The sequence below is a fragment of the Streptomyces sp. NPDC033178 genome (genome assembly GCF_055577685.1).
On sequence record NZ_JBVIPT010000001.1, the window covers coordinates 597,595 to 617,032 of the forward strand.

The following is a 19,438-nucleotide window of genomic DNA, read 5'->3' on the forward strand; positions in this document are numbered from 1 at the left end:
CGTCGGCCGACGGTCAGTGCACGAGGTGCCGCGGCAGCAGCCGGTCCAGTACGTCGTCGGTGTACAGGCCGACGACGGGGACCAGCCCCGAAGAGGCCGGCTGCTCCCGGACCGCGTCGAGCGCCTGGGCACGCAACCGCTCCAGCAGCGCCTCGACGTCCCGTGCGGGCACGGCCCCGGTGCGCATCAGATGACCGAGGTTTCCCTCCCGCTCGCCGTTGCGGTCGTAGTCCGTCAGGTCGTCGGCGATCGTGATGATCGTGCCGAACGCCTCGGCGAACCTCCTCGCGGGGTCGACGGACCTTTCCTCCCGGCCGCAGATCGCGGAGAGCGTGCCGTAGCAGCCGAGGAAGGTGGCGCCGTAGGTGCTGGCGTTGGCGCACCACTCGTCGAGGTTCTCCGCACGGTGGCTCTTGGTGCGGATCTGGCCGGTGCAGACCGCGGTGAAGTCGTGTTCGAGCACGTCGGTCACGGCGCGGGCGTCCGCGGCGAGCGCGCACATCTCGTGCAGCGCTGTCAGGTGCAGGTGCAGGCACAGACAGGCGAGTTCGACGCGGTCGAGCCCGGTGTCGTCGTCCATGAGGTCGTCGAGCAGCTTCATGGCCACGATGTCCATGGCCAGCGCCCGGGCCACCGCGGTGCGCCGCCCCGGTTCGGTGACCCACTCGGTGAGGAAGTGCGGCACCCTCAGGTACAGGCGCAACGCCGCGGTGTGGGCCACGAGTTCGGGGGAGCCGCCGTTGCGGGCGACGAAGTCGGTGACGTGGTCGCGGTTCGCGGCCTCGGTGACCAGCATGGACGTGGTGTAGGCCTCGGGCAGTACCGCGGTCACGGCCGGTCCGCCGTGATCTCGGCGAGCGTCGACCGCCAGTCGACGTGCTCCAGCGCCCCGGCGAAGCCCACGTAGTCGGCGCCCGCCTCCAGGTACGCGGTGACGTGCTCCCGTCGGCGGACGTTGCCACTGACGAACAGGATCTGGTCGGGATGGAGCTGCCGCCGGAAGTGGCTGACCACGTCGACGGGGACCTGGGCGTAGCGGGAGTACAGGTACACCATGTGGAAGCCGAAGCTACGGGTGACCGCTATGTACCGGTCGATCTGTTCGGAGCTCGTGGTGGCCACCGGCACCGTGCCGAGCAGGTCCCCCGTCCTGTGGTCCTCGCCGAAGGTGAGGGCGACGGTGAGCAGGAGTTCGGGCCAGTCCTCGCGGTCGACCCGGCCGGGCAGGTTGACCAGGGTCTCCAGGTAGCTCTTCCACACGTAGTAGTCGTCGCGTGAGCCGAGCAGCGCGGGCAGGATGACGGCGTCGGCGCCGCGGGCCAGCGGAAAGCCAAGGCCCTTCCGCGGCGGGAAGTGCAGCAGCACCGGCAGCGAGCTGACCTCTTTGATCGCCGCCACGTACGGGTCCATGCGGGACTCGAACGACTCGTAGTCGGTGCTGGCTAGGATGAGGGCGGGACAGCCGAGGTCGTCGAGCATCTTCGCCTTCTCCACGGCCTCGGCCTGGGGCACCTTGAACGGGTCGATGATGTGGACGGGCCCCCGCTCGTGGCCCCGCAGCCGCCCGAGGACGGCTCCTGGTCCCAGCAGGGGTGGTACGGCCGGGACTTCCGTGCGCTGGACCAACTGCGGTGACGTGTTCACCAGCGTTCCCCCTCGTTGTCCGGTCGTGGCGCGCTGCGCGCCGTCATGCGAGGTCCGCGCGGCTCGGCGCGGCCGTCGCCGAGGACACCGCCGCGGTGCTCGCCTTGGCCAGCGCGGCCACGACGGACGCGGTGGTGTAGAGCGCTTTCGTGTCCAGGACGACGGAGCCAAGCGCGGCCTTGCCGCGCCGTCCGCGTTCCCAGTGCTCACGTGCGTCGGGGTCGAACTCCATGGGGCCTGGCACCCGGCACCATGCGGACGGCCGCCAACTGCCGTCCTTCTCCTGGGAGTCGGTCAAACAGGAGACCGCCCGGCGGACGGCATCACGACCCTCGGGCAGCTCGCCGGCCAGCACGGCCCGGATGGCGAAGGCGGTGGCGAAGGCGGAGCCCTCCGGCTCCCACTCGGTGCGCACGGCACCGTCCGCACCGATCCTGTCGGCGGCCCAGCGGGCGGCCGCCAGCGCCTCGGGACGGTCCCCGGCCGGGCAGCCCGCGGTGAGCGCCTCGGCCGCCAGCGCCGTGGGGTACTCACGATCCGGCCACCAGTAGGCGGGCCACGACCCGTCCGGCCGCTGGATCTCCCGGAGGCGGGCCAACAGCCGCTCGTGCACGGGCAGTTGGAGCAGTCCGGCGGCTGCCGAGGTGACACACACATGACTGGCGTACCAGGCGTCCCAACGGGGGGCCACCCGGTCGAGGAAGGGAGCGGCGATCTGGGGCAGATAGCTGGAGATGCCGCCGTCCTCCTGAAGGTGCGCCGCGACGAAGCGGTATCCCTCGTCCGCACGGAGGTCGTCCTCGGCACCCAGTGCCTCGGCCAGTCGCAGTACCCAGGAAGTGATGTCGGCGTCACCGGGAACCTGCGGGCAGTAGCCCCAGCCGTCGGACGGGCCACGGGCCTGTCTCAGCAGCTCCCAGGCGGACTCCGCAGCCAATCGCCCGGGGCCCTCGGTCAATTCCGCGAGTGAGGCACCGACAAAGGCAGTGGCCCAGAACTGGCCTGGGCCACGGACTTCGTAGTCGTTCCACCAACCGTCCGCATCACGTGCGGTCCGGAGGAATTCCGTTGCCCTCGAAAGGGCTTGTTCGGCTGATTCACCGAGGGGTAATCGCTGTGCTCCGTTCACGAATCTCTCCTTTCTGGGGAGAGGCGACGAGCCGGGCCACCGTACCGATGCGTGGACACCGCACCGGCAGGACGATTCCCCAACCCTACACGCGTTCGTATCGGCGAGACAGAGTCACTTTCCCCCGACTCGCCGCACGGACTCGCGGCGGATTCACACGAATTGCATGTGGGTACGCCGCCGCAATCGCACCGACATGACGCCGCCGCTCGCCAGAACCAGCAGCGCGGTCACCACGACGGCATGCGTCGCGCCCGAGACGAGGGAACCGCTGCCGGCGCCGTCGACGGCGTACGTGATGATCTCCCGGGTCGACCAGAAAGGCAGTACCTTGGCGGCGTCCTTGGCCGGGTCGATCACCATCTGGGCGCCGATGACGGAGATCAGCAGCAGGCTGCCCTCCAGGTCCCGGGGCACGGCGAGGCCGAGCAGCAGCCCGAGCGGGACGGCGACCAGCGAGGTCAGCGCCAGTTCCAGGGCGACCGCCTGCGGGTTCGCCACGTCCTGGTCCACGATCACGACCACGGCGTACAGCGCAGAGATCAGCAGCCCGGCCGTGAGGAGGGCGATCATGCGGCCCAGGTACAGATGCCGGGGCCGGAAGCCGGACAGGGTGAGCCGGGACTCGATCTCCCGGCCGCCGACGGCCGAGAAGAGGGCGGCAGTGCTCACCGCGAACCCCACGCCCAGGCTGACGAACCGGATGGCCTGGCCGGGCTGGTCGTGCCGACCGAGATAGAACACCAGCGGCACGAGGAGGAGCAGGCCCAGCACGCCGCGCCGGCGCAGCAGTTCGCGCAGTGTCATCTCGGCCATGCGCAGGGTCCGGCTCATCGGCCCGCCCCCTGCTTGTCGGGGCTGAGGTCCAGCACATGGTCGACCTGGTCGAGTTGGTTGAGCATGTGGGTCACGACGACGATCGCCTTGCCCTGGTCGCGCCAGCCCCAGACGTTCTGCCAGAAGTCCACGTAGGACCCCCGGTCGAAGCCCTGGTAGGGCTCGTCGAGCAGCAGGACGTCCGGCTCGCCGAGGGCGGAGAGGACGACGTTCAGCTTCTGCCGGGTACCGCCCGACAGGTCCTTGGCCAGGGTGTTGCGAGCAACCGACCAGTCAAGTTTGGAGGCGAGTTCGCGCCCCCTGCGGTCGGCGTCCCGGCCACCCATGCCCCGGCCCGTGCCGAACAGCGTGAAGTGCTCGCGCGGCGTGAGGAAGCCCATGACGCCTGCGTTCTGCGGGCAGTAGCCGAGGCGTCCGGAGATGGTCACCCGGCCCTTGTCCGGGGCGAGGAGCCCGGCGCAGATCTTGAGCATGCTGGACTTGCCGGCTCCGTTGCTGCCCACGATCGCCGCGACCTCGCCCGCGCGCACGACGAGGTCGACGCCGTCCAGGACGCGGCGGCGGCCGTAGCTCTTCACGATGCCGTGCGCGTGCAGCAGGACGTCACGCCCGGACGGCGGCCCGGACGTCCCGCCCAACTGCTGTTCCGCACGTGCGGAATACCTCATGTGTGACACCTTCTTCCTTCCGCCGCCCGCGACGAATGGCGCGGAATGCTGTGCGGTCAGCCTGCCACAGAGCAGCGAGCGGGCCGCACACACCGCCGACACACAGGGTGGAGTGAAAGAATTCGGCCGACTAGTTTCGGCCGTTTCACGCATACCCTTCGAGGGTAACTCCGCGCGACGGCAGTGGAATTCGGCCAGGCCACCATCCGATTCCCGTGCGCCTGCCCGGATGATTCACCGAACCGGTGCAACCGGAACGCAGGGATTTCGGCCATCGACCCGAAACAGGACGACCGTCTTGTGATCACTTCAAGGCGCCGGTTAGAGTACGCCCCGTCGAAATCAGCACACTTCGCACATTGCGCGGCGCGCACATCGACCGCGCACATCGACGGTGAATTCCCCTTCGTCCCGGATATCCGACGAAGGGCCGGAACGGGTGGTGCACGGGTCGGCCGGCGAAGGGACGCGGATGCTCGGGGGCACCGGAAGCGGGCGCATGTGGTGGCAACGCGCCGTGGCCCGCGGCTTCGACCCCCTGCCCCCGTCACACACTCCGGTGACTCTGGTCAGGTCGGGAGAGGTCCAGCAGGACCCGGCGGACCTGGAGACCGGACGGCCCTCCGGTGGACTCGGGGTGCTGCTGCCCACGTACGTGGCGCGCTGCGACCTGACGGCCCATGAGACCGCTCTCCGTCATCTCCTCGACGCTCTCGCCGACGTACGGGAAACGCGTCCCGGACTGCCGCTGACGATCTGGCTCGGCATGCAGTACGGCCGCGGCGAACAGGCGGAGGCCGTCGACCGGCTGCGCAGGCTGACCAGGGCCAGGGCCTCCGCGATACCCGTCGTCGGATTCGCACTGCCGGGCCGGGGGAAACTCCGGACGGTCAACACGGCGCTCGGACTGTCCCGGCGGCTCGGCCACACCGGCTGGCTGTGGACCGACGACGACGTCGAGTTCGCCCCCGGCTGTCTCGCCCGGCTCGTCGACCGCTTCCATGAACGCGGCTGCGCAGGCGCGGTCGGCGCCCACCTCGTGGCCCTGCCCCGTACGTCGGCCGCGTCGCGGACGATGGACCGTATTTCCGGCGTCACCGTGCCACCGGGCTCCTACCCGGCGGCGGCCTGCATGCTCGTCGCGGCCGACGTCGTCGCCGACGGCATCCCGGCCCGTCGCCTGGCCGACGACGGCTACGTGCTCTTCGAACTCCTCGACCCCGACGCGGCCGACCCGCTGCACGACCTCGAAGTACTGCCGGACGCCCGGGGCAGCTTCTACCGGGTCACCCGGACCCACGACACGCTGAGCCGGCTGCGTCGTTCCCTCTACAGCCATGTGACCTGTACGGCCGACTACCCGTGGGCGACCGCGCGGACGTACCTCACCGGCACCCTGTTCCACGGCCTGTGGCCGCTGGCAGCCTGGGACGGCAGCGGCGGCCCGGTACGGGGACTGAAGCGCTGGACCGTCAAGGCCGTACACCTGACCTGGTTCTGCTCGGTCGCCGCGAGCCTCGCCGTACGCGGCGCGGCGGGCCGCCCGCTGCGGCACGTGCCGTGGGGCGACGACGGCGACTTCATGAGCCCGGCCGCCGAGGGGCGGCCCGCGGCGGCACGCACCTGACGCTGACACGGGACGGCCGCCCGGCACGGCGGCCGTCCGCACGCCGACACAGGCGGCTGCCCGCTGCGGCGGCCCCGGAAGGGAGACGCCGTGCGGACATCGGCGCACAAGGAGGCGGCGGTCACCGTCGTCCTGCCTCACTACGACTGCGCGGACTACCTGGGCGTCGCGGCGGCCTCGGTCCTCGCTCAGGACCGGACCGACCTCCGCCTGGTCGTGGTCGACGACTGCTCCCCCGACGAGACCTGGACCGCCGCACTGCGTCCGCACGCCGACGACCCGCGTCTGACCGTGCTGCGCACTTCCGAGAACGTCGGCCATCTGCGCATCAAGAACAAGGTCCTGGAGCGCGTGGACACCCCGTACGTCGCCTTCCAGGACGCCGACGACATCAGCCTGCAGGGCCGGCTGCGCCACCAACTCGCCCTGCTGGAACGGGACAAGGCCGACCTGGTGGGCTGCGCCTACGAGTACATCGACGCCGCGGGCGACAGCACGGGCCGCCGCCGGATGCCCCGCAACGGCAACCTGTGGATGCGCCTGGGCCGTTCGACGGTGGTGCTGCACCCGTCGTCGGTCGTGCGCCGCGAGGTGCTGGAGCGGCTGGGCGGCTTCGACGGCACGGTTCGGCTGGGCGCGGACACCGACTTCCACCTCCGGGCGGCCCGGCTGTACCGGCTGCGCAGTGTGCGCCACGTGCTGTACCGCTACCGGATCTGGCCCCAGTCGCTGACCCAGGCGCCCGAGACGGGCTTCGGGTCGGCGGAACGCCGCTCCTACACACAGGTCATGAACGCCCAGGAACGCCGCCGCCGCGAGGCGACGACCCGTGAGGAGCTGCTGCCCCTGCTGGTCGCGCCGCCCAACGACATCGACTTCACGCTGGACCCGGTCGCGGTGGGCGGGTGACGGGTGACCAGCGTGGAACCGCCCCTGCCCGAGATCGCCGTGGTCGTCGCGGCACCCGAGGGTGAGTGGGAACCCGCGGTGCGCAGCCTGCTTCGCCAGTCCCTGCCGCCCGCCGCGATCACGGTGGTCACCCCGGCAGACCCACCGCCGGACCCACGGCCGGCCTTCATGCGCTGCGCGTCCGAAACCGCTGCCGAGGTCTGCGTCGAGGCCGCGCGCGCCGCCCGCACTCCCTACGTCGCCTTCCTCCACGGCCGCGACGAGGCCCTCCCGGACTGGCTGCACCACCTGGCCCGGGCGGCCCGGGACGATGCGGGCCTCGTCCAGTGCGGCACGCTCCGGCTGCGGGCCGACGCGTTGGTCGAGGGCATCACCCTGACGCCCGGTCTCGACGGTGCCGCGTACGCCGTACGCCGCGATCTGCTGCACACGAGCGGCCGTCAGGCCGTGTGGGTCATGGTGCCGCGACTGCTGGTGCGACGCCGGACCGACGACACCGCCGCCACCGCGTCCGCCGCCCTGGCCGCGGGGACCTGTCTCGTACGGGACACCCACCTCGTCCCCTCCGCACACGCGCCCTCCACGGACGCGTCCGTACGCAGACAAGCCCCGGACCTCGTCTCCGTCGTGATCCCCGTCCGTGACGGCGCGCTCACGCTCCCGGCACAGCTGCGTGCGCTCGCGTCCCAGACCTACACCGCCCCGTGGGAGGTCCTCGTCGTCGACAACGGCTCGACCGACTCGACGTGCGAGGTGGCGGAGAAGGCGCGCCCCGACCTGCCCGGCCTGCGGATCGTCGACGCCCACGAGCGCCCCGGCGAGAGCTACGCCCGCAACCGCGGAATCGCCGACGCCCGCGGTGACTTCATCGCCTTCTGCGACGCGGACGACGTCGCCGACCCCGGCTGGCTCGCCGCGCTGGCCGCGGCCGCCCCGGACGCCGACCTCATCGGCGGCAGCCTGGACAGCAGTGTGCTCAGCCCCATGTACGCCGACGAGCAGCCGGCGCCGATGACCGAGCAGACGGACTTCCTGCCCTTCGCGCGGGGCGCCAACTGCGCCGCCTGGAAAGACGTGTTGACGACGATCGGTGGCTGGGACGAGAGCTACCGCGGCGGCGGCGAGGACATGGACCTGTCCTGGCGGGCCCATCTGTGCGGCTACCGGGTCGGCTATGCGCACGACGCCCGCATGCACTACCGGCTGCGCGCCGAACTCTCCGGTCTGGCCCGGCAGAAGTGGAACTACGGCAGGTCCGGCGCCCGGCTGTACGCCGCCTACCGGCACGCCGGCTTCGAACGCCGCGACAACCGGACGGTCCTCATGAACTGGTCCTGGCTGCTCCTGCACACCTCCGACCTCGCCCGTTCCCCGAACCTGCGCCGCCGCTGGATCCGCTACGGGGCCCGGCTCTCCGGCTTCCTGGCCGGCAGCACGGAGCGGGGGGTCAGATACCTCTGACGCCCCGCGCGGTACGCGGCCCGCAGGCGCTTTGCATGATCATGCGGAATGATGCATACTCTTCCCATGTCTAAGGTCCTCACCTCCCTGCCCACCGGCGAGCGTGTCGGTATCGCCTTCTCGGGCGGACTCGACACCTCGGTCGCGGTCGCCTGGATGCGCGACAAGGGCGCCGTCCCGTGCACGTACACCGCCGACATCGGCCAGTACGACGAGCCCGACATCGCCTCGGTGCCCGGCCGTGCGCAGACCTACGGTGCGGAGATCGCGCGCCTGGTCGACTGCCGGGCCGCACTGGTCGAGGAGGGCCTGGCCGCGCTCACCTGCGGCGCGTTCCACATCCGCTCGGGCGGGCGCGCGTACTTCAACACGACCCCCCTCGGCCGTGCCGTCACCGGCACGCTGCTGGTGCGGGCGATGCTGGAGGACGACGTACAGATCTGGGGCGACGGCTCGACCTTCAAGGGCAACGACATCGAGCGGTTCTACCGCTACGGCCTGCTCGCCAACCCGCACCTGCGGATCTACAAGCCCTGGCTGGACGCGGACTTCGTGACCGAGCTCGGCGGCCGCAAGGAAATGTCGGAGTGGCTGCTCGCCCACGGCCTGCCCTACCGGGACAGCACGGAGAAGGCGTACTCCACCGACGCCAACATCTGGGGTGCCACCCACGAGGCCAAGACGCTGGAGCACCTGGACACCGGCGTGGAGACCGTCGAGCCGATCATGGGTGTGCGGTTCTGGGACCCCGAGGTCGAGATCCTCACCGAGGACGTGACGATCGGCTTCGACCAGGGCCGACCGATGACGATCAACGGCAAGGAGTTCGACTCCGCCGTGGACCTGGTCATGGAGGCCAACGCCATCGGCGGCCGGCACGGCCTCGGCATGTCCGACCAGATCGAGAACCGCATCATCGAGGCCAAGAGCCGGGGCATCTACGAGGCCCCCGGCATGGCCCTCCTGCACGCGGCGTACGAGCGTCTCGTCAACGCCATCCACAACGAGGACACCCTCGCCCAGTACTACAACGAGGGCCGGCGCCTCGGCCGGCTGATGTACGAGGGCCGCTGGCTGGACCCGCAGGCACTGATGGTGCGCGAGTCACTTCAGCGCTGGGTCGGCGCGGCCGTCACCGGCGAGGTGACACTGCGGCTGCGGCGCGGTGAGGACTACTCGCTCCTCGACACCACGGGCCCCGCGTTCAGCTACCACCCGGACAAGCTGTCCATGGAGCGCACCGAGGACTCGGCGTTCGGCCCGGTGGACCGGATCGGCCAGCTCACCATGCGCAACCTCGACATCGCCGACTCGCGCGCCAAGCTGGAGCAGTACGTCGGCCTCGGCCTGATCGGCACCGGCAGCCCCGCGATCGGCGCCTCCCAGGCCGCCGCGACCGGCCTCATCGGCACCATGCCTGAGATGCCGGAGGGCGGCGCCGAGGCCATCGCCTCCCGCGGCGAGGTCTCCGAGGAGGACGCGCTGCTGGACCGTGCCGCGATGGAGTCCGGCACGGACTGACCGTCCATGGAGGTGCAACACACCACGGCGAGGGGCCGGTTCGACGCAGTTGGCGTCGAACCGGCCCCTCTCCTTTCCTGCTTCGCGTTCACCTTGAAGGTTGAAATTGAGACAGCACGTGATGGAGGTGCTGACGCCACCTGAGAGCACTCTTCCCCAGGCATATGCAGCCCAAGGCAGTTGTGTCCCGGTGGTGGATCCGCGGGACAAGCCTGGTCAGAGTGAGGATCATGGCGTGGATGATGCGAGTACCATCCGGCGTCAGCACCACACAATGCAGGAGGAGAGGTAGCTGCCATGTCCGAAGTCGAGTCAGCGACCACGGAACTCAAGACGCAGTACGCCGCTCAGGTGGCTGCGGACCTTGAGCGCAACACCAAGGAACAGGAACGTATCGGCGCCGAAGTGGCCGCGCTTCAGGAGCAGTTGAGTGCCCTGGAGCACGACCAGGCCCTGCTGGTGAACCTGCAGCGGACGCTGGGCGCCGAGAGCCTCGAACAAGCCGGTTCGAGCAAGGAGGAGAGTGTCACGGCAGCCAAGCCCTCGCTGCCGCGACAGGCCTCGGCCGAGACCAAGTCGGGCAGGCGCAAGAGGTCAACTGCCTCGAAGCCGAAGAAGGCGGCAGCCAAGACCCCCGAGGCGAAGGCGTCCGCACCCGCGGCGAAGCTGCCCACCCTCGTGGAGCTGATCCACAGCCACCTCGGCCGGCAGTCCGAACCGCGGTCCTCCGCGGAGATCAGCACCGCACTCGCCCAGGCCCACCCCGACCGCGACATCAAGCCCAAGGTCGTGCGCACCACGGTGGAGGGGCTCGTCGCCAAGGGCCATGTCCAGCGCAGCAAGCAGGGCTCGTCCGTCTTCTACACGGCGGCCGAGACTCCTGCTGCTGACAACTCCGCGGAGCAGGAGCCGGTCACCGCCTGACCACTGCCTCGTCGGGGTGACACGGTCGGGGTGACACGTCTCACCCCACCGTGGGGTGCGGGCAGGTGGCACAGCGGCGGCCGTACGCGGCCGCCGCCCGGCGGACACCACAACTCCCCCGGCCACCACACCGGGGCGGACAACGAGCCGACGCGTGAGGCCATGTTGACAGTACCCGGCGGAACTCACACACTCATCGGTATGACCGGACACTGGTTCGACACGACGGGGCCGCTGCGCGTCCCGGATCGGACCGGGTGCGAGCGCTCAGGCCGCTAGCCGGGCAGCTGCCGAGCCCTTCGCTCGCCGCGCCCCCGCCCTGACAGTGCCGGTCTTCCTTCCTCACGGTACGGATCGACTCCCACTTCCTCATGGCCCGGACGACTCCCGGTGCACGTTCGCACCGCGCCGCTGAACTCCTCCGTTGGCGGCGGGCGAGGGCACGTCTCCCGAGCAATCTGCCGTCTGCCACCGGAAGTACACACATGAGGAGTTGGAAGCCATGACCGTCATGAGCGCCGGACCACAGCCCACCACACTGCGCGAGGCCCGCGTACCCGAGGGCGGGATGTACGAGGGTGCACGTGTCCTGCGCCGCCTGCCCGAGGGGTGGGAGGAGCGCCCGTACGAACACTTCGAGGTGGTGCCCCAGGGGCGCACGATCGGGGCGGAGATACGGGGCCTCAGTCTCGCGCGGCCGTTGGGAGCCGCGCTGCGCGAGGAGGTGAACCGGGCGCTGCTGGAGTGGAAGGTGCTGTTCTTCCGGGGCCAGCGGCTGACATCCGCGCAGCAGCGTGACTTCGCCCTGCAGTGGGGGGAGTTGGAGACCAACCCGCTGCTCGCCCAGGGGTCAAGCGAGGATGTCGTCCGCTTCGACAAGGGCAGTGGATCCACCCCCACCTTCGAGAACGTCTGGCATGCCGATGTGACCTTCCGGGAGCGGCCCGCGCTCGGCGCCGTGCTTCAACTGCACGAGGTCCCGCCGCTCGGCGGGGACACCATGTGGGCCGACATGGCCGCCGCCTACGACAATCTGCCGCAGGAGGTGAAGGACCGCGTCGACGGGGCCACCGCCGTGCACGACTTCATCCCCGGCTTCGCCCGCTTCTACCCGCCCGAGCGGCTCGTACCGCTCCAGGACGCCTTTCCGCCCGTGGAGCATCCGGTGGTGCGCACCCACCCGGAGACGGGACGGCGACTGCTCTTCGTCAACACCTCGTTCACCACCCGGATCACCGGCATGGACCGCGAGGAGAGCGACCGCCTGCTGCGCTACCTCACACAGCAGGCCCATGTCCCGGAGTACCAGGTGCGGTTCCAGTGGCAGCCGGGCGACGTCGCCTTCTGGGACAACCGCGCGACCCAGCACTACGCCGTGAACGACTACGCGCCGCACCCCCGGGTCGCGGAACGGGTCGCCATCGCGGGCGACCGGCCGTACGCATAGCCTCGCCGGTGCCGCGCCCGCTCCATGGACCATGACGTCGCCCTGCTGAGCCCGGTCCGCGGTCAGGAGGTTCGCCTACTCCCCTTCCTGTTCCCGCAACGCGTCCCAGCGGGCCAGATCCCTGAGCCAGACTGCCGCTGTGCTGTCCGACGGGGCGCGCCAGTCACCGCGAGGGGAGAGGGAACCGCCGGCCAGGACCTTCGGACCGTTCGGCATGGCTGAGCGCTTGAACTGCGCGAACCCGAAGAAGCGGCGGCAGAAGGTCTCCAGCCAGTGCCTGATCTCGGGCAGGTCGTACGCCGTCCGCTTGGCCTCGGGGAACCCCGGCGGCCACACACCGGCGCCCTGTTCGTGCCAGGCGTGCCAGGCGAGGAAGCCGATCTTCGACGGCCGGAAGCCGTGGCGCAGGATGTGGAAGAGGGTGAAGTCGTGCAGTGCGTACGGGCCGATCTTGGACTCGGTGGACTGCAGTTCCTCCCCCGGCACGAGCTCCGGGCTGATCTCCGTGTCGAGGATCGCGGCCAGCGTCTCGTTGGTCCCCTCTTCGAACTGGCCGCTGCTGATGACCCATCGGATCAGGTGCTGGATGAGTGTCTTCGGGACACCGGAGTTGACGTTGTAGTGACTCATCTGGTCGCCCACGCCGTAGGTGCACCAGCCGAGCGCCAGCTCGGACAGGTCACCCGTGCCGAGCACGATGCCCCCGCGCTGGTTGGCCAGCCGGAACAGGTAGTCGGTACGCAGCCCGGCCTGCACGTTCTCGAAGGTCACGTCGTACACCGGCTCACCGGAGGAGAACGGGTGCTCGATCTCCTGGAGCATGAGCCGGGCCGTCGGTGTGATGTCCAGTTCGGCGGCGGTGACTCCGAGGGAACGCATCAGCTTGTGCGCGTTGCCCTTGGTGCCCTCGCTCGTCGCGAAACCGGGCAGCGTGAAGGCCAGGATGTCGCTGCGCGGGCGCCCCGCGCGGTCCATGGCCCGGGCGGCGACGATCAGCGCGTGCGTGGAGTCGAGGCCACCCGACACTCCGATGACGACCTTCGGGCCGCCGATGGCCGCCAGTCGCTGCTGCAGACCCGTGACCTGGATGTTGTACGCCTCGTAGCAGTCCTGGGCGAGGCGGCTGGGGTCGGCCGGCACGAACGGGAAGCGCTCGACCCGGCGGCGCAGTCCGAGGTCGGTCGCCGGCGGGTCGAGCCGGAACGACACGGACCGGAAGCCGCTGGTGCGCGCGGCGTGGGTGCGGCGGTTGTCGTCGAACGTGCCCATCCGGTGGCGGGCCTGGCGCAGCAGGTCGAGGTCGATGTCGGCCACCGCGTACTGGTCGTCGAGCGGGAACCGGTCGGTCTCGGCCAGCAGTTCGCCGTTCTCGTAGATCATGGTCTGGCCGTCCCAGGACAGGTCGGTGGTCGACTCTCCCAGTCCGGCCGCCGCGTAGACGTAGGCGGCGAGACAGCGGGCGGACGCGGCGCGGCACAGCAGCCGCCGGTCCTCGGCCCGACCGACCGTGATGGGGCTGCCCGAGAGGTTGAGGAGAACGGTCGCTCCGGCCAGCGCCGCCTCCGCGCTCGGCGGCACCGGTACCCACATGTCCTCGCAGATCTCGGCGTGCAGCACCAGGCCGGGGACGTCCTCGGCCGCGAAGAGCAGGTCCGTGCCGAACGGCACGTTCTCGCCGCCGATCCGGATCGTCCCGCCGCGCTCGTCGTCGCCCGCGGCGATCTGCCGCTTCTCGTAGAACTCGCGGTAGTTGGGCAGGTATGACTTGGGCGCGACACCGAGGATCCGCCCGCGGTGCACCATCACCGCGCAGTTGTAGATGCGGTGGCGATGGCGCAGCGGGGCGCCGACGACGAGCACCGTCAGCAGATCCGCCGACCCGGCGACCACGGTCTGCAGCGCCTCCTCGACCTCGTCGAGCAGCGCGTCCTGCAGCAGCAGGTCCTCGATCGAGTAGCCGGACAGGCAGAGTTCGGGGAACACGGCGACGGCGACCCCCTCCTGCGCACATCGGCGGCCCTGTCGCAGGACCGCCTCCGCGTTGGCGGGCGGGTCGGCGATGGCCGCATGACCGGTGCACGCGGCGATCCGCGCGAAGCCATGCTGGTAGATCGACCAGAGATTCACGATTTCGAAGTGCCCTTTCCAGCAAGCAGTTTCACGATGGGTGCCTCCCGGCACCCGACAAGCATCGGCCCACCGCCGTCAGTCGGCACGGACCGGCCGTTCGAAGAACGTCTCCAGCACGACCGTGGCCTGCGTCCCGTTCACGCCCTCGATCTCGTAGAGCCGCCGCAGGACGTCCTGCAACTGCTCCGTGGTGGCCGTGCGCACCTTCACGAGGACGGACGCCGTACCCGCGATGACGTGGGCTTCCTGGATCTCGGGGATGGCGGCGAACGATTCGGACGCCTCCCCCATCCAGGCCGACGAGTCGACCATGACGAAGGCGAGCACGCCCCGCCCGAGGGCGGCCGGGTCGACCTCCACGGTCGTGCGGCGGATCACTCCGCGTTCACGGAGCTTACGTACGCGATCGTGGGCCGCGCCGGCCGACAGGCCGACCGCCTTGCCGAGCAACGCGTACGCCTGCGCGGCATCGCGCTGCAGCTCCGCGATCAGCGCCCTGTCGACGTCGTCCACGATCCCGTTGCCCATCCTCACACCCTCACCATATCCGGTTCGGCCATATTATGATCACAGCGAATGGCGTTCGGACTCACATGCCGTTCAGATCAGTATGACGTTCAGATCCGCACGGAGAGAGGTTGGCCATGTCCGGCGAGATTCTCAACAATCTGTACGAGGTCCTGGATGAACGCTTTCGCACCGGGCGGTGCGCGAACGGCGACGCGCGTCTGGAGAAGTTGCACTCCGACTGCCGCTGGGCCGAGGGGCCGCTCTATCTGCCCGCCTGGCGACAGCTGATCTGGAGCGACATTCCCAACGACCGTCTGCTGCGCTGGGACGAGACGACGGGCGCGATCGGGGTCTTCCGTTCCCCGGCCGGCCACGTCAACGGCAACACTCTCGACCGCGAGGGCCGGCTGGTGAGCTGCGAGCAGGGCAACCGCCGGGTCACCCGCACCGAGCACGACGGCCGCGTCACCGTGCTCGCCGACCGCTTCGAGGGCAAGCGGTTCAACAGCCCGAACGACGCGGTCGTACGCTCCGACGGCTCCGTCTGGTTCACGGACCCGGACTTCGGGATCACCAGCGACTACGAGGGGTTCCGCGCCGAGAGCGAGATCGGCAGCTGCGACGTCTATCGGATCGACCCCGTGACCGGTGGGATCCAGCGGGTTGCCGACGGTTTCGGCGGACCGAACGGCCTGGTCTTCTCGGCGGACGAAAGGCAGCTGTACGTCGCCGACACGAGAGCCGGACAGATCCGCGTCTTCGACGTGCACGAGGATCGCACCCTCTCGGACGGCAAGGTTTTCGCCCAGCACACGGAGGGCGGCTTCGACAACATCCGCTTCGACGACGAAGGGCGGCTGTGGGCCGCCGCGTTCGACGAGGGCGTGCACTGCTACGACCCCGACGGCACCCTCATCGGACGACTGCGCGTGCCCGAGCCGGTCTCCAACATCGCCTTCGGCGGCCCGAAGAACAACCGGCTCTTCATCACGGCCACGACCTCGCTCTACTCACTCATGATGTCCGTGACCGGCCTGCCCCGGGTGCGGTGAGGGCCGTACGGCTTCACGGCACCCTCGCTCCAGGGCGTCGGCCGGGGTGTTTCGGCCGATTCCCGACGGGCCGCGAGATGCTCACCTCCGTGCATTGACCTCTTCGGCGTACTGCCCAACGGTGGATCCTCCCTACTCGGCACAAGAAGGGAAGTTCCCGCGCGAAGACGGCACTTCGTCAGTGGATTGATCGGCACCGCGGCAGGGTTCGGGCTGACCACGGCGGCCGGGCCTTTCGCGGCCGCCCGCAGCGCCACCGCCGCGTTTCCCCCGGGCTGGCAGCCCGTGCCCGTGCCGAACGGGCAGGAGGCCGCGCAGCTCCTCGACGTGGCGGCCGCCGGGTCCGGTCTCGCGTGGGCCGTGGGCGAAGAGGGCCGCAACGGCTCCACACGGGGCAGGCCTCTGGCGATGGCCTGGGACGGTACGGCGTGGACGCGGACCGGCCTGAACCATCTGGCGTTCTCCGGACAACTGCATTCCGTCGCCGGCGGCTCGGCCGACGCGGCGTGGGCCGTCGGCACCGACACCTCCGGCCACGGGCACCTTCTGGCCTGGGACGGAGTCACCTGGCAGGAGGTGGCGTACCCGGGGAGCGAGGACACCGGGACCGAACTCACCGGCGTGACGGTGGCCCCCGACGGGCGCGCCTGGGTCTCCGGCCGCAACAGTGACGGGCAGGGGCTGCTGCACTGGAACAAGCAGGAGTGGCGCTGGTGCGCGCTACTGCCGAGCACGGTGACCGAGGCGCCGTCAGGCGTCCACCGCACACCGGATGGCGAGATCTGGGTGTACGGAACCGGTGTCGTCGCTCGCTGGGACGGAGCCTGGACCGAACTGCCGCCGCCCACAGGGCTCCGCTTCGGTGTCACCGGGCTTCTCCCCCGCGCCGACAACGACGTCTGGCTCACCGGCTACGACTACGGAGTCGGCGGACCGCCCGGAAAGCCCCCGAGCTGTGTCCTGCGGCACTGGGACGGCACCTATTGGAGCTACGTCACCCCGCCCTTCACCGTCGGTCTGCTCAGCGGCATCACCGGCGACGACCAGGGCCGGCCGGACCGTATCGCCGGCTGGGACTTCTGGGACCAGACACGGGCGCACTACCTGCGCTGGGACGGCACGGCCTGGGTGAGCGAACGCGGGCCGGTCTCGACGACACCGGTCGTGCTCAACGCACTTGCCCGGATTCCCGAGACCGGCGAGTACTGGTCCGTGGGCACGACCTCTTCCTCCCCCTACCCGCCCGCCCAGGCACGTATGGAGCACTTCGGCCCCTGAAGCACGCCCGTACGGCCGGCGGTCAGGGCTTGCGGGCGAGGCCGCCGTGCTCGCCGACGGGTCCGGGGGTGACGGAGGTGGGGTCCGGGCGCCAGAGGGGGACCGAGACGACCCCGGGCTCTATGAGGTCCAGGCCGTCGAAGTACGCCGTGATCTCGTCGACGGTGCGCAGGTTGTACGGGACTGCGCCGCTCTCGTTGTAGGCGTCCTGGGCCTGCTCGAAGACCGGATCGACGCCTCGCGAACCGTCGTTGATGGACAGATGACTGCCGGACGGCAGCGCCTCCATCAGGCGGGTGACGATGGAGCATGCCTGGTCATGGTCGGCGACGTGGCCCAGGATGTTGCTCAGGACAAGGGCGGTGGGGCGGGTGAGGTCCAGCGTCTCGGCGGCGGCCGCCAGGATGCGCTCCGGGTCCAGCACGTCGGCGTCGACGAAGGCGGTCGCCCCCTCCGGGGTGGAGTGGAGCAGGTCGCGGGCGTGAGCGATGACCAGCGGGTCGTTGTCGACGTAGACGATCCTGGACTCCGGCGCGATGCGCTGGGCGACCTCATGGGTGTTGTCAGCGGTCGGCAGACCGGTTCCGACGTCCAGGAACTGCCGGATGCCCGCCTCGGCGACCAGGTACGTGATGTTGCGGCGCAGAAAGGCGCGACTGCTCCGGGCGATGGTCACGATCCCGGGGAAGACGGCGGTGTACGCGTCACCGGCCTCCTTGTCCACGGGGTAGTTGTCCTTGCCGCCCAGCCAGTAGTTCCAGATCCGCGCCGAGTGCGGCACCGAAGTGTCGATCTCCTGGTGCGCCTCGGGTCCGGGCGTCGTCGCGTGGTCGGTCATGAGTGCAGCCCGTCTCTCGGCCGAGGCATGGATGGTCCAACGCACAACGTACGTCCCAACTGGCCTGGTGCGCAGAGCAGTTCACGTATCCCACGGGTTCGGGCAGTGGGTTTCGCGGAGTGGCCGGGCGGAGCTCGGAACACCCCGCCTTCTAGGCAAGGCCTTTGAGCATCCCGTGCCAGTACAGGGCCGGCAGGCCGTAACGCTTGAGCAGCCACATGTCCCGGCGTTCCCTGGTGGTGTCGACCAGGGGGATGCTGGGGGCGGGGCGCAGGTCGTAGTCGAACTCGGCGAGCAGCATCCTGTCGCGGGCCGTGACCAACGGGCAGGAGGTGTAGCCGTAGTAGCGGTGCGGTTCACTGCGCTCACCCTTGGCCTCGGCCAGCAGGTTGGCGACCACTACGGGGGCCTGCTTGCGGACGGCGGCACCGGTCTTCGAGGTGGGCAGGTTCGCGACGTCACCCAGGGCGAAGACATTGCGGTGGCGCGGGTGTTGAAGGGTGTACTTGTCGACCTCCACATAGCCGTACGGACTCGTGGCATCGGCGAGCGGACCGCGCTTGACCCAGTCGGGAGCGCTCTGCGGCGGGACGGCGTGGAGCAGATCGAAGCTGAGGGTCTCCTCGTCGCCCGTGGAGTGATCGGTCACGGTCAGCCGGCGGGCAGCGCCATCCACAGCCGTCATCTCCGAGCTCAGCCGCACCTCGATGCCGTAGCGCTCGGCGACCCGCTCCAGGGCCCGGCTCCACACCGGCACGCCGAACATCGAGTCCGCGGGCAGGACGAGAACCACTCGGATACGGTCCAGAACTCCCTGCCTGCGCCAGTGGTCGGCGGCCAGATAGGCGATCTTCTGCGGGGCGCCGCCGCACTTGACCGGCCCGGTCGGCTGGGTGAACACCGCGGTGCCCGAGCACAGGCCACGAATCAGCTCCCAGGTGTACGGGGCATGCTCGAAAGAGTAGTTGCTGGAGACAGCCCCGCGTCCGACAGCGGTGTCCAGGCCGGGGACCGCGCCCCAGTCCAGCTGGAGACCGGGAGCCAGCACCAGGTGGTCGTACCCGATGGTGCGGTGCCCGGTGGTGGTGACCGTCCGCGCCTCGGGGTCGACGGATGCGGCGGCCTCGCGGATCCAGCACACCCGCCTCGGCATCACGGAGGCTTCGGGGCGGCGGGTGATGTCCAGCGGGGCCTGACCGCCGCCGACCAGGGTCCACAGCGGCTGGTACCAGTGGGTGCTCGCCGGTTCGAGCACCGCGACGTCGGTGACACCGGCTCGACGCAAGCGGGCAGCGACGGTGATACCGGCGGTTCCGCCTCCGACGATCAGCACCCGGTGGCGCCTCCGAGCGGAACGGCGGGTGGAGGACATGGATGACATGAAGGACTCCTCACGATCTCCACGTTATACCCCCGTAGGTATTTTCGAGAGTAGGCGAACTTGGCCGCCAGGGCCAATGCCG

Annotated in this window: 17 protein-coding genes; 8 read left to right on the forward strand and 9 right to left on the reverse strand. The window is 70.0% G+C overall.

All coding sequences use genetic code 11. The features are described 5' to 3' along the window. Positions 1-13: 13 nt before the first annotated feature. The 5 genes from ACZ5VQ_RS02920 to ACZ5VQ_RS02940 all read right to left on the reverse strand — a co-directional run bounded on the left by ACZ5VQ_RS02920 (position 14) and on the right by ACZ5VQ_RS02940 (position 4,278). The gene (locus ACZ5VQ_RS02920) at positions 14-832 is read right to left on the reverse strand and encodes a Moenomycin biosynthesis protein MoeN5 (protein ID WP_469103365.1); all 819 of its coding nucleotides are present in this window, start codon (positions 830-832) and stop codon (positions 14-16) included. After that, positions 829-1,644, reverse strand: a complete 816-nt coding sequence (locus tag ACZ5VQ_RS02925) for a geranylgeranylglyceryl/heptaprenylglyceryl phosphate synthase (RefSeq protein WP_469103366.1) — start codon at positions 1,642-1,644, stop codon at positions 829-831. Before ACZ5VQ_RS02925 ends, ACZ5VQ_RS02920 begins: the two co-directional genes overlap by 4 nt. Before the next feature lie 43 nt (positions 1,645-1,687). After that, positions 1,688-2,581, reverse strand: a complete 894-nt coding sequence (locus tag ACZ5VQ_RS02930; protein ID WP_469103367.1) for a hypothetical protein — start codon at positions 2,579-2,581, stop codon at positions 1,688-1,690. 345 nt (positions 2,582-2,926) lie between these two features. Beyond that, complete coding sequence (locus tag ACZ5VQ_RS02935) at positions 2,927-3,607, reverse strand: ABC transporter permease (protein ID WP_362070915.1); 681 nt, start codon at positions 3,605-3,607, stop codon at positions 2,927-2,929. After that, positions 3,604-4,278 (reverse strand): ABC transporter ATP-binding protein, encoded by a 675-nt coding sequence (locus ACZ5VQ_RS02940; RefSeq protein WP_362070917.1) that lies wholly within the window; start codon positions 4,276-4,278, stop codon positions 3,604-3,606. The genes ACZ5VQ_RS02935 and ACZ5VQ_RS02940 overlap by 4 nt, the downstream gene beginning before the upstream one ends. Before the next feature lie 499 nt (positions 4,279-4,777). Between ACZ5VQ_RS02940 and ACZ5VQ_RS02945 the strand changes: the two genes are divergently transcribed. The 6 genes from ACZ5VQ_RS02945 to ACZ5VQ_RS02970 all read left to right on the forward strand — a co-directional run bounded on the left by ACZ5VQ_RS02945 (position 4,778) and on the right by ACZ5VQ_RS02970 (position 12,167). Next, on the forward strand, positions 4,778-5,905 hold the full coding sequence (locus ACZ5VQ_RS02945) for a glycosyltransferase family 2 protein (protein ID WP_469103368.1): 1,128 nt from the start codon (positions 4,778-4,780) through the stop codon (positions 5,903-5,905). A gap of 90 nt (positions 5,906-5,995) precedes the next feature. Further along, the gene (locus ACZ5VQ_RS02950) at positions 5,996-6,814 is read left to right on the forward strand and encodes a glycosyltransferase family 2 protein (protein ID WP_469103369.1); all 819 of its coding nucleotides are present in this window, start codon (positions 5,996-5,998) and stop codon (positions 6,812-6,814) included. A 3-nt stretch (positions 6,815-6,817) separates the two neighbouring features. Next, on the forward strand, positions 6,818-8,275 hold the full coding sequence (locus ACZ5VQ_RS02955) for a glycosyltransferase family 2 protein (RefSeq protein ID WP_469103370.1): 1,458 nt from the start codon (positions 6,818-6,820) through the stop codon (positions 8,273-8,275). Between the two features lie 66 nt (positions 8,276-8,341). Continuing rightward, the gene (gene argG, locus ACZ5VQ_RS02960; RefSeq protein ID WP_469103371.1) at positions 8,342-9,796 is read left to right on the forward strand and encodes an argininosuccinate synthase; all 1,455 of its coding nucleotides are present in this window, start codon (positions 8,342-8,344) and stop codon (positions 9,794-9,796) included. Positions 9,797-10,093: 297 nt separating this feature from the next. Further along, the gene (locus ACZ5VQ_RS02965) at positions 10,094-10,720 is read left to right on the forward strand and encodes a BlaI/MecI/CopY family transcriptional regulator (RefSeq protein WP_469103372.1); all 627 of its coding nucleotides are present in this window, start codon (positions 10,094-10,096) and stop codon (positions 10,718-10,720) included. A gap of 502 nt (positions 10,721-11,222) precedes the next feature. Further along, positions 11,223-12,167, forward strand: a complete 945-nt coding sequence (locus ACZ5VQ_RS02970; protein ID WP_469103373.1) for a TauD/TfdA dioxygenase family protein — start codon at positions 11,223-11,225, stop codon at positions 12,165-12,167. Between the two features lie 75 nt (positions 12,168-12,242). On the opposite strand, the gene ACZ5VQ_RS02975 is transcribed toward ACZ5VQ_RS02970, so the two are convergent. Together ACZ5VQ_RS02975 and ACZ5VQ_RS02980 are read right to left on the reverse strand one after the other, a co-directional pair. Further along, the gene (locus ACZ5VQ_RS02975; RefSeq protein WP_469103374.1) at positions 12,243-14,294 is read right to left on the reverse strand and encodes an NAD(+) synthase; all 2,052 of its coding nucleotides are present in this window, start codon (positions 14,292-14,294) and stop codon (positions 12,243-12,245) included. A 78-nt stretch (positions 14,295-14,372) separates the two neighbouring features. Beyond that, positions 14,373-14,810: an Lrp/AsnC family transcriptional regulator gene (locus tag ACZ5VQ_RS02980; protein ID WP_469103568.1), complete on the reverse strand. Its 438-nt coding sequence runs from the start codon at positions 14,808-14,810 to the stop codon at positions 14,373-14,375. A gap of 131 nt (positions 14,811-14,941) precedes the next feature. Here ACZ5VQ_RS02980 and ACZ5VQ_RS02985 point away from each other — a divergent pair, with 131 nt between their 5' ends. After that, positions 14,942-15,859, forward strand: a complete 918-nt coding sequence (locus tag ACZ5VQ_RS02985; protein ID WP_469103375.1) for an SMP-30/gluconolactonase/LRE family protein — start codon at positions 14,942-14,944, stop codon at positions 15,857-15,859. A gap of 186 nt (positions 15,860-16,045) precedes the next feature. Beyond that, positions 16,046-17,137 carry a hypothetical protein gene (locus ACZ5VQ_RS02990; protein WP_469103376.1) on the forward strand — a complete coding sequence of 364 codons (1,092 nt, stop codon included), beginning with the start codon at positions 16,046-16,048 and terminating at the stop codon, positions 17,135-17,137. Between the two features lie 22 nt (positions 17,138-17,159). Here ACZ5VQ_RS02990 and ACZ5VQ_RS02995 read toward each other — a convergent pair whose 3' ends face one another. Together ACZ5VQ_RS02995 and ACZ5VQ_RS03000 are read right to left on the reverse strand one after the other, a co-directional pair. Continuing rightward, positions 17,160-17,975, reverse strand: coding sequence for an SAM-dependent methyltransferase (locus ACZ5VQ_RS02995; protein ID WP_469103377.1), 816 nt, complete (start codon positions 17,973-17,975; stop codon positions 17,160-17,162). Positions 17,976-18,126: 151 nt separating this feature from the next. Then, positions 18,127-19,356, reverse strand: a complete 1,230-nt coding sequence (locus ACZ5VQ_RS03000; protein WP_469103378.1) for an NAD(P)/FAD-dependent oxidoreductase — start codon at positions 19,354-19,356, stop codon at positions 18,127-18,129. Positions 19,357-19,438: the final 82 nt, after the last annotated feature.

Coding starts and splice junctions, on each gene's coding strand:
- ACZ5VQ_RS02945 (WP_469103368.1), top strand. CDS start 4,778: ATGTGGTGGCAACGCGCCGTGGCCCGCGGCTTCGACCCCCTGCCCCCG.
- ACZ5VQ_RS02940 (WP_362070917.1), bottom strand. CDS start 4,278: ATGAGGTATTCCGCACGTGCGGAACAGCAGTTGGGCGGGACGTCCGGG.
- ACZ5VQ_RS03000 (WP_469103378.1), bottom strand. CDS start 19,356: ATGTCATCCATGTCCTCCACCCGCCGTTCCGCTCGGAGGCGCCACCGG.
- ACZ5VQ_RS02970 (WP_469103373.1), top strand. CDS start 11,223: ATGACCGTCATGAGCGCCGGACCACAGCCCACCACACTGCGCGAGGCC.
- ACZ5VQ_RS02995 (WP_469103377.1), bottom strand. CDS start 17,975: ATGACCGACCACGCGACGACGCCCGGACCCGAGGCGCACCAGGAGATC.
- ACZ5VQ_RS02965 (WP_469103372.1), top strand. CDS start 10,094: ATGTCCGAAGTCGAGTCAGCGACCACGGAACTCAAGACGCAGTACGCC.
- argG (WP_469103371.1), top strand. CDS start 8,342: ATGTCTAAGGTCCTCACCTCCCTGCCCACCGGCGAGCGTGTCGGTATC.
- ACZ5VQ_RS02985 (WP_469103375.1), top strand. CDS start 14,942: ATGTCCGGCGAGATTCTCAACAATCTGTACGAGGTCCTGGATGAACGC.
- ACZ5VQ_RS02935 (WP_362070915.1), bottom strand. CDS start 3,607: ATGAGCCGGACCCTGCGCATGGCCGAGATGACACTGCGCGAACTGCTG.